Below are 14,916 nucleotides of genomic sequence, written 5' to 3'. Positions count from 1 at the left end.
GCGAACAACGGTGGCCGCGCGCAGCATCCTGCGCGCGGCCACCGTGCGTTTCCCGCCGGCCACCGCGCGTTCTGTCATCGTCGGTTAAAGATCGCGCCCACTGTCAGAGGTGCCGGGTAACCTCGACAGCAAGATGACAGAGGACCTCTCCCCAGCTGAGCGGTACGCGGCTGCCCGGACCCGCGCCGCCGAGCAGGCCACCGCGCTCGCTCCCTTCCGCGACTTGTACGAGTTCGACCTGGACCCGTTCCAGATCGAGGCATGCCAGGCCCTGGAGGCCGGCAAGGGCGTGCTCGTCGCCGCGCCCACCGGCTCGGGCAAGACCATCGTGGGCGAGTTCGCCGTCCACCTGGCACTGGCGCAGGGGCGCAAGTGCTTCTACACGACCCCCATCAAGGCACTGTCCAACCAGAAGTACTCGGACCTGGTGCGGCGGTACGGGCCGGAGAAGGTCGGCCTGCTCACCGGCGACAACAGCGTCAACTCCGAGGCGCCCGTGGTCGTCATGACCACCGAGGTCCTGCGCAACATGCTGTACGCGGGCTCCCAGTCGCTCCGCGGACTCGGCCATGTCGTCATGGACGAGGTGCACTACCTCTCGGACCGCTTCCGCGGCGCAGTCTGGGAGGAAGTGATCATCCACCTCCCCGAATCCGTCACGCTGGTCTCCCTGTCGGCCACGGTGTCGAACGCGGAGGAGTTCGGTGACTGGCTGGACACCGTCCGTGGCGACACCGAAGTGATCGTCTCCGAGTCCCGTCCCGTGCCGCTGTGGCAGCACGTGCTCGCCGGGCGGCGGATGTACGACCTCTTCGAGGAGGAGACCGACCACGGCGGCCGCGGCGCCGCCCGGCGCGAGGTCAACCCCGATCTGGTCCGCCTCGCCCGGACGGAGAACTCGCGGACGTACAACCCGCGCGAACGCCGCCGCGGCAAGATGGTCCGCGAGGCCGACCGCGAGCGCGAGCGCAGGCAGCGCGGCCGCATCTGGACCCCGTCGAGGCCGGAAGTCATCGAGCGGCTCGACGCCGAGGGCCTGCTGCCCGCCATCACCTTCATCTTCAGCCGCGCCGCCTGCGAGGCCGCCGTCCAGCAGTGCCTGTACGCGGGGCTGCGGCTCAACGACGAGGAGGCGCGCCAGAGGGTGCGCGAGATCGTCGAGGAGCGCACGGCCTCCATCCCCGGCGAGGATCTCCATGTGCTCGGCTACTACGAGTGGTTGGAGGGTCTGGAGCGGGGCATAGCCGCACACCACGCCGGAATGCTCCCCACCTTCAAGGAAGTTGTCGAGGAGCTCTTCGTCCGGGGCCTCGTCAAGGCCGTCTTCGCCACCGAGACCCTTGCCCTCGGCATCAACATGCCGGCCAGGTCGGTCGTGCTGGAGAAGCTCGTCAAGTGGAACGGTGAGCAGCACGCGGACATCACCCCCGGCGAGTACACCCAGCTGACCGGGCGGGCCGGGCGGCGCGGCATCGACGTCGAGGGCCATGCCGTCGTGCTGTGGCAGCGCGGGATGGACCCGGGCGCGCTCGCGGGCCTCGCCGGCACCCGCACGTATCCGCTGCGCTCCAGCTTCAAGCCGTCGTACAACATGGCGGTCAACCTTGTGCAGCAGTTCGGCCGGCACCGCTCGCGCGAGCTGCTGGAGACGTCCTTCGCACAGTTCCAGGCGGACAAGTCGGTCGTCGGCATATCGCGCCAGGTGCAGCGGAACGAGGAGGGCCTCGAGGGCTACCGAGAGGGCATGACCTGCCACCTCGGCGACTTCGAGGAGTACGCGCTGCTGCGCCGCGACCTCAAGGACCGCGAGACCGAACTGGCCAAGCAGGGCGCGGCGCAGCGCCGGGCGGCCGCCTCCGGGTCGCTGGAGAAGCTCAAGCCGGGCGATGTCATCCACGTGCCGACGGGCAAGTTCGCCGGTCTGGCGCTGGTGCTGGACCCGGGGCTCCCGGCCGCCCGGGCCAACGGCCACCGCGGCGGGTACGAGTACCACGACGGCCCGCGCCCGCTCGTCCTCACCGCGGAGCGGCAGGTCAAGCGGCTTGCGGCGATGGACTTCCCGGTCCCCGTCGAGCCGTTGGAGCGGATGAGGATCCCCAAGTCCTTCAACCCGCGCTCGCCGCAGTCCCGGCGCGATCTCGCGTCCGCGCTGCGGACCAAGGCCGGGCACATCGCGCCCGAGCGCCATCGCAGGCCGCGCGCCGAGGCCGCCGACGACCGCGAGATCGCCCGCCTCCGCAGGGAGCTCCGCGCCCATCCCTGCCACGGCTGCGACGAGCGCGAGGACCACGCGCGCTGGGCCGAGCGGTACCACCGCCTCCAGCGGGACACCCGCCAGCTCGAGCGCCGCATAGAGGGGCGCACGAACACGATCGCGCGCACCTTCGACCGCATCGTCGGCCTGCTGACCGAGATGGACTACCTCCGCGGCAACGAGGTCACCCAGCACGGCAAGCGGCTCGCCCGGCTCTACGGCGAACTGGACCTGCTGGCCAGCGAATGCCTGCGCGAGCGGGTGTGGGAGGGACTGAACCCCGCCGAACTCGCCGCGTGCGTCTCGGCGCTGGTCTACGAGGCCCGGCAGTCCGACGACGCCGTCGCCCCCAAGCTGCCGTCGGGCAAGGCCAAGGCCGCGCTCGGCGAGATGGTGCGGATCTGGGGCCGGCTGGACGCGCTCGAGGAAGAGTTCAAGATCAACCAGGCGGAGGGCGTCGGCCAGCGCGAGCCCGACCTCGGCTTCGCCTGGGCCGCGTACCAGTGGGCCTCCGGGAAGGGCCTGGACGAGGTGCTGCGCGAGGCGGAGATGCCCGCGGGCGACTTCGTGCGCTGGTGCAAGCAGGTCATCGACGTGCTCGGCCAGATCGCGGCCGCGCCGACCGATGGCGGCGAGGCCACGACGGTGACGCGGAACGCCCGCAAGGCGGTCGACGGGCTGCTGCGGGGGGTCGTGGCGTACAGCTCGGTGGGCTGAGGCCGACGTGCCCCCGGCCTGGGGGCGGCACGGGGCCCGTGCGTCTGGCGGGCTCCCGTGCGGCGTGCCGGGTGCGTGGCTGCCTGGGGCAGCGCGGAGCCGGGGCAGCGCAGGGCCGGGTGCGGCGCCGTGCCCGGCGGGGGCCGGTCCGGTAGACGTCGGTCTGCCGCGTCGTCGGGGGTGCGCGGGGCAGGTCGGCCGCTGGGCGTCGTTTGCTGACCACGGTCCGTGTCAGTGGCATGTGCGATCATCGGCCACATGCGCACCACGGGACGAAGAGCCGGGCGGCCGCGCGCCGAACAGCGGCCGGACAGCGGACTCTCCGCCCGCGACGAGTTGCTCGACGCCGCGGCGGAGCTGTTCACGACGCGGGGGTACGCGGCGACGACGACCCGGGCCGTGGCGGAGCGTGCGGGCATGCGGCAAGCCACGATGTACCACTACTTCGGCGGCAAGGAGGACCTTCTCGCCGATCTGCTCGAATCGACCGTGACGCCGTCGCTGGAGCTGGCGCGGCGGCTGCTCGCCGAGAGCGGGCGCGGGGCGGAGGAGCGGCTCTGGGAGCTGTGCCGCTCAGACGTCGAGCTGCTGTGCGGGGGCGTGCACAATCTGGGGGCGCTGTATCTGCTGCCCGAAGTTCAGGCGGCACGTTTCTCCGGGTTTCATGAGGTCCGCGCGGACCTGAAGGACGCGTACGGTCAGCTGCTCGCCGCCACCGAGGCCGGGAGCGCGCTGGACAAGGGAGAGCTGGCGCTCCGCACCGACCTCGTCTTCGGACTCATCGAGGGCGTCATCCTGGTCCACCGCTCGGATCCGGAGCGGGCCTTGAGCTCGTTCTCGTCGGCGACGGCCGACGCGGCGTTGAGGATCGCGGGGGTCGTGGCGGCGGCGTGAGCTCCGTTGCCGGCCGACCGCTGAACGCCGACCGCCGAGTGCCGAGCGTCCGCCCCTCTCGCCCCGCCTGTCCGCGCTGGTCGGCGATGCGGAGCTGGACGAGGGCAGCAACGACGAGGCGATCGCCTACGCCGGTCCGGCCGGTCTGGAGCGGGTCGCTCGGCCACGGTCTGCCGCTCGCCGTCGGCACCGCTCTCGGACTGCGGGCCCAGGGGCTCACCGGACCGCGGGTGTGGGGTTCGCCGTCTGCGGCGGAGCCCTCCCCGGGCGGCGCCCGTGCAGGTAAAAAGTTCACCGTAGCGGCAGTCAAGTCAGGCCCCGGCTCCGTATACGGAGTGGACACAGGGTCGGCGAACGGGTGAGGGGAGCACGCGTGAAGGAAGCCGTACGGATCACCGGGGCGCCACCGGCGGGTCCGCACCTCGACGAGCTGCTCGTACGGGTCGCGCGCGGCGACCAGGAGGCGTTCTCGCGGGTGTACGACGCGGTCTGCGGGTCCGTGCTCGGAGTCGTCAGGAGCGTGCTGCGCGACCCGGCGCAGTCGGAGGAGGTGACGCAGGAGGTGCTGGTCGAACTCTGGCGCACCGCCGCGCGCTATCAGCCGTCCCGGGGCTCGGCGCTGACCTGGACGCTCACCCTCGCCCACCGGCGAGCGGTGGACCGGGTCCGGTCCGCGCAGGCGGCGGCCGAACGGGAGCAGAAGGCCGCCCGGCTGGGCGGCACGCCGGCGTTCGACGACGTCGTCGAGCAGGTCGAGGCACGGCTGGAGCGCGAACAGGTACGGCGCTGCCTGCGCACCCTCACCGAGCTGCAACGGCAGTCCGTGACCCTCGCCTACTACCGCGGGCTCGCTTACCGCGAGGTGGCCGAGCTGCTGGCCGTGCCGCTCGGCACGGTGAAGACCCGCATGCGCGACGGGCTGATCCGGCTGCGCGACTGCCTGGGGGTGAACGCATGAGCGCCGCCGGCCGCGACGCCGAACTGCACTCGCTGACCGGCGCGTACGCCCTGCACGCGCTCGGGGAGCGAGAACGTGCGCGGTTCGAGCGGCATTTGGACGCTTGCACGGCCTGCGCCCAGGAGGTGCGGGAGTTCGGCGCGACGGCGGTACGACTCGGGCTCGCCGCCGCGGAGACGCCGCCGCCCGCGATGAAGGCGGCGCTGCTGGCACGGATCGCGACCGTACGTCAGGAACCGCCGACGGTCGGCGGACCGCGTGCGGAACCACCGCGGGTCCGCCCGGCCAGGCCGGGCGGACCGGGCGGGCAGCGCCGGGTCTTCCGCTTCGTGCTCGCCGCGTGCGTGGCGGCCGCGGCCGCGTTCGGCGGCGTCGCGGTCTGGCAGCAGCGCTCCGCCGACGAGGCCCGGACCGAGGCCCGTCGCGCCCAGGAACAGGCCGCTGCCCTGGCCCAGGTGCTGACCGCGCCCGACGTACGGACCAGCGCCGCGGCACTCGGCGACGGCGGGGCGACTGGCACGGTGGCCGTCTCGCGCGAGCGGGACCGCGCGGTCTTCCTCGCGTCCGGACTCCCGCGTCCGGTGGCCGGCAAGGTCTACCAGCTGTGGTTCGCGGACGGCAGCACGATGCGCCCCGCCGGCCTGCTGGACTCGGCAGGCTCCCCGGAGGCACTCCTCATGGACGGCCCGGTGGGCCGTGCCACGGCCATGGGCATCACGGTGGAGCCCACAGGAGGCTCACGGACACCGACGTCCGAGCCGCTTGCCCTACTGAACTTGCCTGCGCCGTAGAGGCGGTGTGGTGGGCCGGTGTTTTTGTCCTCAGGCGCCGGACGGGCTGGGGTGTTGGGGTTGTCCGGTGGCGGGTGGTTGCCGTCCGGGTGGCGCTGCGGGGCTCGTGTCCGGGACGGCATGCTGTGCTTTTCCGGGGGAAACCCCCGGACCCCCGTACGTCGCGCGCCCACCCGGAACCGTGTAGTCGTCCCGCATTTCGGCGCGCGCCACAAATCACGCTTGAGTGTCCCGAACCCGACCCCTCCGCACCCCCCGGGCCAGGTCACCGGCCGTGGCGGACCCCGGTGGTCGGGTTGTGCCCACCCGTTCCGCCCTGCGGAATGCCTGCCCACGAACCAGGTGGCCACCTCACGGTTTGTGGGCAGTCGTCCCGCTGGGGCGGGACGGGTGGGCACAAACCACCCACCGGACCGCAGACAGCGAACAACCCGCGGACGCGACAACCACCCACCCACCCGCGCCCGGCGGACGACCCCGGGGCGGGGCCGTGCAGGGTCGGCCCCGCAGGAGGCGGCGGCAGGCACCGGGTGCGCAACCTGGTGGAACCTGTACGCCGCCGCCTCCGAGGAGTCGAGCCCGGAGGGGCCCCGAACCGCACCACCCACCGGACACACCCCCAGCCCGTCCGGCGTTTGAGGACAAGAGCCGCGGGTGCTGACCCGACGCTGGGCGACGCCGCGCACCCCAAGTCCGTCCGGCGTTTGAGGACAAGAGCCGCGGGTGCTGACCCGACGCCGGGCAATACCGCGCACCCCAAGTCCGTCCGGCGTTTGAGGACAAAACCCCCGGGTGCCGACCCGACACCGGGCAACGCCGCGCACCCCCAGCCCGTCCGGCGTTTGAGGACAAGGACCCCGGGTGCCCACCCGACACCGGGCAACACCGAACCCGCCGACGGCCCGCCCGGCCGCGGGTAGCGGCGCACCGCCGGGCGGTCGGGCGCCCGGTGCGGGGTGAGGGGCGCGTGAGCGCCCCGGCGGAGGCGTCGTTACGACGACTCCGTCTCCCGTTCCACCTGCGCGTTCCATTCGCGCTTGATCTCGCGCCACGCCTCGTCCGACTTGCCCAGCCGCCAGTATCCGGAGATCGACAGGCGGGCAGCCGGAATGCCGCGGTCCAGCCTCAGGTGGCGGCGGAGTTCCTTGACCGCGCCCGCTTCGCCGTGGACGAAGGCGTGGACGTCGCCGTCGGGGAAGTCCAGGTCGCGGACGGCGGCGGTGAGGGCCTCGCCCACCGGGCGGGCGCCGCGGTGGAGCCAGGTGACCGTGACGCCGTCGGGCGTCGCGATCTTCTGCTCCTCCTCCGGGCCGGAGATCTCGACGAACGCGTGGACCACCGCACTCGTCGGCATCTGCTCGAGGGCCGCGGCGATCGCGGGCAGCGCGCTCTCGTCGCCCGCGAGCAGATACCAGTCGGCGGAGGCGTCGGGGGCATAGCCCCCGCCGGGGCCGAGCAGCCGGACCGTCTCGCCGGGGCGGACGTGGGCCGCCCAGGGGCCCGCCAGGCCCTCGTCGCCGTGGACGACGAAGTCGATCGTCAGCTCGCGGTGGACCGGGTCCCACGCCCGCACCGTGTAGGTGCGGTTGCTCGGCCACTGGTCGCGCGGCAGCTCCTCGCGGATCCGTGCCATGTCGAACGGCTCCGGGTAGCTCACGCCCGGCACCGGGAAGAGCACTTTGACGTACGCGTCCGTCGAGCCGTCCGTGGCGAACGAGGACAGTCCCTCGCCGCCGAGCACGACGCGCACCATGTGCGGGGTGATCCGCTCCGTGCGCAGCACCTGTGCCTCATGGGCCTGCGGTGCCTTGCGGGCGGGGGTCTCTGCCACGGCGGTCTCCCGGGATGGTGTGGTGCTTAGGCTTGCCTAAGTTAACATCATGCCCGGAGCTCCACCAGCAAGCGGTTCACGACGCGTCCCAGCCCCCATCGCGCCACGAGCTCCTCCAGCCGCTGCGGATCCCGCGGCTCCTTCGGCAGTGCGGGCTCGAAGTCGGGCAGCGGTACGTCCCCGGCGACCTGCACCACCTTCGGGGCGACCGCGACGTAGTCGCGGGACTCGTCCAGCCGCTTCCGCTGCGACGGGGTGAGCTTCGACGCCGGGTCGTCGACGGCGGCCATGATGCCGGCCAGGTCCCCGAAGGCGTCCAGCAGCTTCGCCGCCGTCTTCTCGCCGATCCCCGGCACGCCCGGCAGGCCGTCGCTCGGATCTCCGCGGAGCAGCGCCAGATCCGCGTAGCCGGGCCCGTCGACCCCGTACTTCTCGCGGAGCACCGCCTCGTCGGTGGCCTGCATCATCCCGACGCCCTTCAGCGGGTAGAGCACTCGGACGCCCCGTGCGTCGTCCACCAGCTGATAGAGGTCGCGGTCGCCCGTCACGATGTCCACCGGGCCCGTCGCCCGGCCGGTGAGCGTGCCGATCACGTCGTCCGCCTCGAACCCCGCGACGCCGACCCGGGCGATGCCGATGGCGTCGAGCACCTGCTCGATGACCGGGACCTGCGGGGACAGGGTGTCAGGGATCTCCTCCTCGTCCGGGCCCGTCTCGGTCTCCAGCGCGACCCGGTGCGCCTTGTACGAGGGGATCAGCTCCACTCGCCAGTGCGGCCGCCAGTCGGCGTCCATGCAGGCCACGAGCTCGTCGGGGTGGTGGTCCTGGACCAGCCTGGTGATGAATTCGAGCAGTCCGCGCACGGCGTTGACCGGCGTGCCGTCGGGCGCGCGCACGGAGTCGGGGACCCCGAAGTAGGCGCGGAAGTAGAGGGAGGCGGTGTCGAGGAGCATCAGGCGTCGCGTCACGTTCCCGATGATGCCGTACCGCACCGACAGCGTCCGTGCGAGACGTACGACGTGCTCGCCACGGGCACACGACCTGCCGGCGGCCCGCACGTGAACTGGATCACTCTTGCGTTTGCCTTCGGGAAGCCGGGGCAGGCGCGACGCCGGAGCGGACCCTCTTTGCGCCTTCGACCAGTCCTGGCGGCTGGAAGGAGGCGCGAACCATGGGGAAGCGGGCCGAACCCGCATGTTCCACGGCCCGCAGGCGGGGGATGCGGGCCGTTCTCGGTTCAACACGTGAGGTTTATGTGTCCAGGCTTGAAGCCGAGCACCTGTACAAGGTGTTCGGCAAACGACCCGACCAGGCGGTGCGGAAGCTCGAGAACGGCACCGGCCGCGACGAGCTCCGTGCCGATGGAACGACCGCGGCCGTGATCGACGCCTCCTTCGCCGTCGAGCCCGGTCAGATCTTCGTCGTCATGGGTCTCTCCGGATCCGGCAAGTCCACGTTGCTGCGGATGCTCAACGGGCTGCTGGAGCCGACCGCCGGACGCGTACTCTTCGACGGCCAGGACCTGACCGGGCTGAGCGCCCGCGACCTGCGCGCCGTGCGCTCCACCAGGATCAGCATGGTCTTCCAGCACTTCGCGCTCTTCCCGCACCGCAGCGTGCTGGAGAACGCCGCCTACGGCCTCGAGGTGCAGGGCGTCGCGCGGGCCGAGCGCGAGCGCCGCGCCACCGAGGCGCTGGAGCTGTGCGGCCTCGCCGGCTGGGAGAAGTCCTGGCCGGACGAGCTCTCCGGCGGTATGCAGCAGCGTGTCGGGCTCGCCCGCGCGCTCGCCACCGACGCGGACCTCCTGCTGATGGACGAGTCCTTCAGCGCGCTCGACCCGCTGATCCGCCGCGACATGCAGGACCAGCTCCTCGAGCTCCAGAAGACGCTCAAGAAGACCATCGTCTTCATCACCCACGACCTGAACGAGGCCATGCGCCTCGGTGACCGGATCGCGGTGATGCGCGACGGCCGGATCGTCCAGCTCGGCACGGCCGAGGACATCCTCGTCACGCCCGCCAACGACTACGTCGCGTCCTTCACCCAGGACGTCGACCGTTCGCGGGTGCTGACGGCCGGCGCGATCATGGCCGACCCCGGGACGGCGTTCGGCACCACGGTGGAGGGCGGCAAGGAGCTCCGCGACGCGCAGGACGTACTCGCGGCCGCGCCCGCTGTCGTCTCCGCCGACGCCCCGATCATCGAGCTGTTCACGCCCTGCTCCACCAGCGGTGTCGCCGTCGCCGTCACCGACGACGACGGTGAGCTCATCGGTGTCGTCCCGCGCGCCCGCCTGCTCGCCGTGCTCGGCGAGCCGATGGAGCCCCAGATCCCGGCGCAGAGCGCGCAGGCCGGGCTCACCGCCGGCGACGAGGCCGCGGACGGCGACGGGGCCGCGGCCGGCAAGGAGGTGGCCGCCCATGCCTAGGCTCCACCTCGGCCAGTGGGTCGACAGCAGCGTGGACTGGCTCCAGGCCCATCTCTCCTGGCTGTTCGACGCCATCAGCCGGCTGGTCACCGGCATGTACGACGGCATCGACGCGGTGCTCTCCGCACCCGCGCCGCTGCTCTTCGCCGGCATGCTCGCCGTCGTGGCCTGGTGGCTGCGCGGCCTGCTCGCGGGCGTCCTCGCCTTCGCCGGATTCGCGCTGATCGACTCCATCGAGCTGTGGGACGACGCCATGTCGACCCTCTCGCTCGTGCTCGTCGCCACGATCGTCACGCTGGTGATCGCGGTCCCGCTGGGCATCTGGGCGTCCCGCTCCAAGGCCGTCAGCGCCGTGACCCGGCCGGTCCTGGACTTCATGCAGACCATGCCGGCCATGGTCTATCTGATCCCCGGCATCATCTTCTTCGGCGTCGGCGTGGTCCCCGGCATCATCGCCACCATCGTCTTCGCCCTGCCGCCCGGCGTGCGCATGACCGAACTGGGCATCCGCCAGGTCGACAAGGAGCTCGTGGAGGCGGCCGAGGCGTTCGGTACGACCCCGCGCAACACCCTCGTACGCGTCCAGCTGCCGCTCGCGCTGCCCACGATCATGGCCGGTATCAACCAGGTCATCATGCTCGGCCTGTCCATGGTCGTCATCGCCGGCATGGTCGGCGGCGGCGGTCTCGGCGGCGCCGTCTACCGCGCCATCGGCAACGTCGACATCGGCCTCGGCTTCGAGGCCGGCATCTCCATCGTCATCCTCGCCATGTACCTGGACCGGATCACCGGCGCGCTCGGCCGCCAGGTCTCGCCGCTCGGCCGCCGCGCCATCGCCAAGGCGAAGTCCCTGGCCGGCGGGGTGAAGATCTGGAACTACCGCCCCCAGCCCGTCGTCGCCGTCACCGGCGTCGTCGTCCTCGCGCTCGTCGCGGGCGGCATGGGCCTGTTCGGCGGCGCCAAGAGCACCGACGCCACCGGCGCCGCCGGCGTCGGCCAGGGCAAGAAGATCTCCATGGGCTACATCCCCTGGGACGAGGGCATCGCCTCCACCTTCCTCTGGAAGGAGATGCTGGAGCAGCGCGGCTTCGAGGTCGAGACCAAGCAGCTGGAGGCCGGCTCCCTCTACACCGGTCTCGCCGGCGGCCAGATCGACTTCGAGACGGACTCCTGGCTGCCGGTCACCCACGCGCAGTACTGGGACAAGTACAAGGACAAGCTGGAGGACATGGGCTCCTGGTACGGCCCCACCTCGCTGGAGCTGTCCGTTCCCGCGTACATGAAGGGCATCGACTCGCTGGAGGACCTCAAGGGCAAGGGGTCCACCTTCAAAGGCCGCATCATCGGCATCGAGCCGAGCGCCGGAATGATGGGCATCCTCAAGGACAAGGTCCTCAAGGAGTACGGCCTGGAGGGCGAGTACGAGGTCGTCGACGGCTCCACGCCCGGCATGCTGGCCGAGCTGAAGCGCGCGTACGACAAGAAGGAGCCCATCGTCACCACCCTGTGGTCGCCCCACTGGGCGTACAGCACGTACGACCTCAAGAAGCTCAAGGACCCCAAGGGCACCTGGGGCAAGGGCGACGGCGTCCACACCCTCGCCCGCAAGGGCTTCAGCGCCGAGAACCCGCAGGTCGCCACCTGGCTCAAGAACTTCAGGATGACCGAGGAGCAGCTCACCGGTCTGGAGGCGAAGATCCAGGAGACCGGAAAGGGCAAGGAGCAGGACGCCGTCCGCGCCTGGCTGAAGGACAACCCGGGCCTCGCCGACAAGTGGACCCCGGTCGCCGGAGCCGGCAAGGCCGCCGACGGCAAGGACGAGCGCGACCGCGCCCTGAACGTCGCCTGGTTCCCGTGGGAGGAGGACATCGCCGCCACCTACCTGTGGAAGGCGGTCCTGGAGGAGCGCGGGTACACGATGAACCTCAAGCAGTTCGAGGTCGGCCCCATGTACACGGCCCTGTCCCGCGGCCAGATCGACGTCCAGTTCGACGGTTGGCTGCCCAGCACCCAGAAGAAGTACTGGGACAAGTACTCCGACCGGCTCACCGACATCGGCTCCTGGTACGGCCCGACGTCGCTGGAGCTCGCGGTCCCGTCGTACGTCAAGGGCGTCGACTCGCTCGACGACCTCAAGGGCCGCGGCGGTGAGTTCAAGGGCCGGATCGTCGGCATCGAGCCGGGCACCGAGACCATGAACATCCTCAAGAACAAGGTCCTGCCCGGCTACGGCCTGGACGGGGAGTACGAGGTCGTCGACAGCTCCACGCCCGGCATGCTCGCCGAGCTCAAGCGCGCGTACGCGAAGAAGGAACCCATCGCCGTCATGCTGTGGACCCCCCACTGGGCCTACAACGAGTACGGACTGACCAAGCTCAAGGACCCGCAGAAGCTCTTCGGCGAGGGCGACCGCATCCACACGGTCGCCAGCAAGGAGTTCCCGAAGCAGTATCCGCAGCTCACCAAGTGGCTCAAGGACTTCAGGCTGAGCGAGGAGCAGCTCGCAGGACTGGAGAACGAGATCCAGAAGCGCGGCACCGGCCACGAGGAGGAGGCGGTCCGCGCCTGGATGGAGAAGAACCCGGGCACCGTGGACCGGCTCGCCCCCCTGTAGACCATTCTCTCCCCCCACCGGAAGGGCCCCGTCACATACAGTGGCGGGGCCCTCACCGTTACGTCTGTGACAACTGTGCGATTCCGCGCCGGGAATCTGCGTAAGGTACTGAGTGGGTGGGAGGGAGCGCAGCGATGGCAGACAAGGAAACACTCCGCGTCGGCTCCGCCGTCCGCAGACGGCGCCGGGCCCTCGACCTCACGCTGGCCGCCGTGGCCGAGCGCAGCGGCCTTTCCGTGCCCTTCCTCAGCCAGATCGAGAACGAACGGGCCCGCCCCAGCATGCGCTCCCTCCAGCGGGTCGCCGACGCGCTGGAGACCACGGCCGCCGAGCTGCTCGCCGCCGCGGACAACGCCCGGGTCGTCGACGTCGTACGGGCCGACGAGGCGGCCGTGCCCGTCACCGCAGTGGGCGTACGCCGCCTCGTGCGCGGCCACCACCAGCTGCACGCCGTCGAGTACACCGGCGAACAGGACGCGGACCGCGAGTACCAGCACCGCAACGACGAGCTGATGTACGTGGCCGACGGGGCCGTCGACGTCGAGGCCGAAGGCCGCGCCTACCGCCTGGAGAAGGGCGACACGCTCTTCCTCTCCGGCGGGGTGCGCCACCGCTGGCGCGCCACCCTGCCCGGCACCCGCCTCCTCGTCGTCGGCGTCGGGGCGCACATCGAGGCCGGCCCGTGAGGAAACGGGTCGTGTCGCTCGTCCCCTCCCTCACCGAAGCCGTCGCCGTCAGCGCCCCCGGGGTCCTCGCCGGGGTCACCGACTGGTGCACCCACCCCGCCGGGCTCGACGCCGCCCGCGTCGGCGGCACCAAGAACCCCGACGTTCCCGCGATCGTCGCCCTCCGGCCCGACCTGGTCCTCGCCAACGAGGAGGAGAACCGGGCACCCGACCTCGCCGCCCTGCGCGCCGCCGGACTCGACGTCCTGGTCACGGAGGTACGGACGCTCCCGCAGGCCCTCACCGAACTGGAGCGCGTCCTGCGCGCCTGCGGCATCGGCAGGCCCCGCTGGCTCGACGACGCCGACGCCGCGTGGACCTCGGCCGCACCGGGCGCACCGCGGCGCGCGGTCGTCCCCGTCTGGCGGCGGCCGTGGATGGTGCTGGGCCGCGACACCTTCGCCGGCGACCTGCTCGCCCGCCTCGGTGTGACCAACGTCTACGCAGACCACCCCGACCGCTACCCGCGCATCCCGCTCGACGAGCTGAACGCATCCGGCGCCGACCTCGTCGTCCTGCCCGACGAGCCCTACCGCTTCACCGCGGACGACGGCCCCGAGGCGTTCCCCGCAATGCCCGCCGCCCTCGTCGACGGGCGCATGCTCACGTGGTACGGGCCGTCACTGGCAGCGGCGCCCGAGGCGCTGCGAGCAGCGCTCCACTGACCAGACCGCGCAGCGTACGGGTCGCGGCCACCGCCCAGGCCCCGACGAGGAACGCGTACAGCCCCACCGCGAGCCACTCCAGCGCCGCCAGGCCCGTGTGCGCCGCCAGCCCCGCCGCGCCGGTGACACAGGTGCCCACGGGGAAGGTGAACGCCCACCACGTCATCGTGAACGGCATGCCCCGCCGGAACGCCCCGGCCACCATGAGCCCCGCCAGCGCCATCCACAGCAGTGCGAAGCCCATCACCGGCACCCCGTAGAGGACGGCCAGGGCGCCCATGCCGCCCGTGTCCGCCAGCTTCTCCACCGCGGTCGTGGACTGGCCCAGCGGGCCGAGCACCAGGAACAGCGTCGGTGTCAGGGCGAGCGGCAGCGGGCCGTGGTGGACCAGCCGGGCGAAGACCAGCGGCAGGATCACCAGCACCGCGAGCCCGCTCAGCCCGGCCATCGCCCCGCAGGCCAGCAGCAGGGTGTCCCGCCCCTGACCGGCCGGCAGCCGCTCCGCCAGCAGCGGGCCGAACGCGGCGGACACCATCGGCGCCACCACCGGCAGCAGCCACACCGGCGAAGCGCTGCCCGGGGCGGGCCGGTGGTACGTGATCATCAGATACGGGACCACGACGGCGGCCGCGAGCGCCGTGAGCGTGCCGACCGCGAACAGCACGGCGCCCGCCACGACCGCGGTCCCCTCGCCGACGAGGTCCGGGCCGAGCGTGACCGTCCCGGTCCCCACCGCGAGCAGCGCCATCGCGAGGCAGCCGTAGAACGGAGCGACCGCCGGATCGAGGAGATGGGCGCGCGCCCGGTCCGGGTGGTGGATCCAGTGGGCGGCGCGGGCGACGAGCAGGACCCCCAGCAGCAGCACCGACAGCCCCCACACCGCCGTGCAGGCGGCCCGCAGACCGAAGGGCTGCACCGGCAGCACGGCACCGGCGTTGGCCACGATCGCGGTGCCCATGACAGCGGCGTACCAGTTCGGGCCGAGATCGCGGAGTGAGAGGGTGTCCATGCGGCCACCCTCTGCCGCCGAACCCGCCCC

Annotated in this window: 11 protein-coding genes and 1 pseudogene; 9 read left to right on the top strand and 3 right to left on the bottom strand. The window is 71.9% G+C overall.

Going from position 1 to position 14,916, the window contains the following annotated elements; all coding sequences use genetic code 11:
- Positions 1-133 precede the first annotated feature (133 nt).
- The 5 genes and pseudogenes from KK483_RS05385 to KK483_RS05365 all read left to right on the top strand — a co-directional run bounded on the left by KK483_RS05385 (position 134) and on the right by KK483_RS05365 (position 5,614).
- Positions 134-2,971, top strand: a complete 2,838-nt coding sequence (locus tag KK483_RS05385; protein ID WP_262004059.1) for an RNA helicase — start codon at positions 134-136, stop codon at positions 2,969-2,971.
- A gap of 258 nt (positions 2,972-3,229) precedes the next feature.
- Entirely contained in the window at positions 3,230-3,865 is a 636-nt protein-coding gene (locus tag KK483_RS05380) for a TetR/AcrR family transcriptional regulator (protein WP_262004058.1), read from the top strand.
- 146 nt (positions 3,866-4,011) lie between these two features.
- Positions 4,012-4,105, top strand: a pseudogene (locus KK483_RS05375) (transketolase); the annotation flags it as partial.
- 133 nt (positions 4,106-4,238) lie between these two features.
- A complete protein-coding gene (locus KK483_RS05370; protein WP_262004057.1) occupies positions 4,239-4,823 on the top strand; it encodes a sigma-70 family RNA polymerase sigma factor in 585 nt (194 codons plus the stop codon).
- Entirely contained in the window at positions 4,820-5,614 is a 795-nt protein-coding gene (locus KK483_RS05365; RefSeq protein ID WP_262004056.1) for an anti-sigma factor, read from the top strand. Before KK483_RS05370 ends, KK483_RS05365 begins: the two co-directional genes overlap by 4 nt.
- A gap of 991 nt (positions 5,615-6,605) precedes the next feature.
- Here KK483_RS05365 and KK483_RS05360 read toward each other — a convergent pair.
- Entirely contained in the window at positions 6,606-7,445 is an 840-nt protein-coding gene (locus KK483_RS05360) for a siderophore-interacting protein (protein WP_262004055.1), read from the bottom strand.
- 47 nt (positions 7,446-7,492) lie between these two features.
- Positions 7,493-8,398 (bottom strand): 5'-3' exonuclease, encoded by a 906-nt coding sequence (locus KK483_RS05355; protein ID WP_262009353.1) that lies wholly within the window; start codon positions 8,396-8,398, stop codon positions 7,493-7,495.
- 302 nt (positions 8,399-8,700) lie between these two features.
- On the opposite strand from KK483_RS05355, the gene KK483_RS05350 reads away from it, so the two are divergent.
- The 4 genes from KK483_RS05350 (at position 8,701) to KK483_RS05335 (ending at position 13,877) form a co-directional block, all read left to right on the top strand.
- Positions 8,701-9,873 (top strand): glycine betaine/L-proline ABC transporter ATP-binding protein, encoded by a 1,173-nt coding sequence (locus KK483_RS05350; RefSeq protein ID WP_313878247.1) that lies wholly within the window; start codon positions 8,701-8,703, stop codon positions 9,871-9,873.
- Positions 9,866-12,487 carry an ABC transporter permease/substrate binding protein gene (locus KK483_RS05345; RefSeq protein WP_262004053.1) on the top strand — a complete coding sequence of 874 codons (2,622 nt, stop codon included), beginning with the start codon at positions 9,866-9,868 and terminating at the stop codon, positions 12,485-12,487. Before KK483_RS05350 ends, KK483_RS05345 begins: the two co-directional genes overlap by 8 nt.
- A 134-nt stretch (positions 12,488-12,621) precedes the next feature.
- On the top strand, positions 12,622-13,173 hold the full coding sequence (locus KK483_RS05340; protein WP_262004052.1) for a helix-turn-helix domain-containing protein: 552 nt from the start codon (positions 12,622-12,624) through the stop codon (positions 13,171-13,173).
- Entirely contained in the window at positions 13,170-13,877 is a 708-nt protein-coding gene (locus KK483_RS05335; RefSeq protein ID WP_262004051.1) for a helical backbone metal receptor, read from the top strand. Before KK483_RS05340 ends, KK483_RS05335 begins: the two co-directional genes overlap by 4 nt.
- On the opposite strand, the gene KK483_RS05330 is transcribed toward KK483_RS05335, so the two are convergent.
- Positions 13,816-14,886: a TDT family transporter gene (locus KK483_RS05330; protein WP_262004050.1), complete on the bottom strand. Its 1,071-nt coding sequence runs from the start codon at positions 14,884-14,886 to the stop codon at positions 13,816-13,818. The genes KK483_RS05335 and KK483_RS05330 overlap by 62 nt on opposite strands.
- Between the last annotated feature and the right edge of the window lie 30 nt (positions 14,887-14,916).

The sequence above is a fragment of the Streptomyces sp. FIT100 genome (assembly GCF_024584805.1).
Classification (GTDB): Bacteria; Actinomycetota; Actinomycetes; order Streptomycetales; family Streptomycetaceae; genus Streptomyces.
The sequence above is the reverse complement of the archived record's forward strand: the minus strand, read 5'-3'. Positions and strand labels throughout refer to the sequence as shown.

Excerpts from the sequence above, each read along its gene's own strand:
- KK483_RS05365 (WP_262004056.1), top strand. The coding sequence starts at position 4,820 with ATGAGCGCCGCCGGCCGCGACGCCGAACTGCACTCGCTGACCGGCGCG.
- KK483_RS05380 (WP_262004058.1), top strand. The coding sequence starts at position 3,230 with ATGCGCACCACGGGACGAAGAGCCGGGCGGCCGCGCGCCGAACAGCGG.
- KK483_RS05330 (WP_262004050.1), bottom strand. The coding sequence starts at position 14,886 with ATGGACACCCTCTCACTCCGCGATCTCGGCCCGAACTGGTACGCCGCT.
- KK483_RS05355 (WP_262009353.1), bottom strand. The coding sequence starts at position 8,398 with ATGCTCCTCGACACCGCCTCCCTCTACTTCCGCGCCTACTTCGGGGTC.
- KK483_RS05385 (WP_262004059.1), top strand. The coding sequence starts at position 134 with ATGACAGAGGACCTCTCCCCAGCTGAGCGGTACGCGGCTGCCCGGACC.
- KK483_RS05345 (WP_262004053.1), top strand. The coding sequence starts at position 9,866 with ATGCCTAGGCTCCACCTCGGCCAGTGGGTCGACAGCAGCGTGGACTGG.
- KK483_RS05340 (WP_262004052.1), top strand. The coding sequence starts at position 12,622 with ATGGCAGACAAGGAAACACTCCGCGTCGGCTCCGCCGTCCGCAGACGG.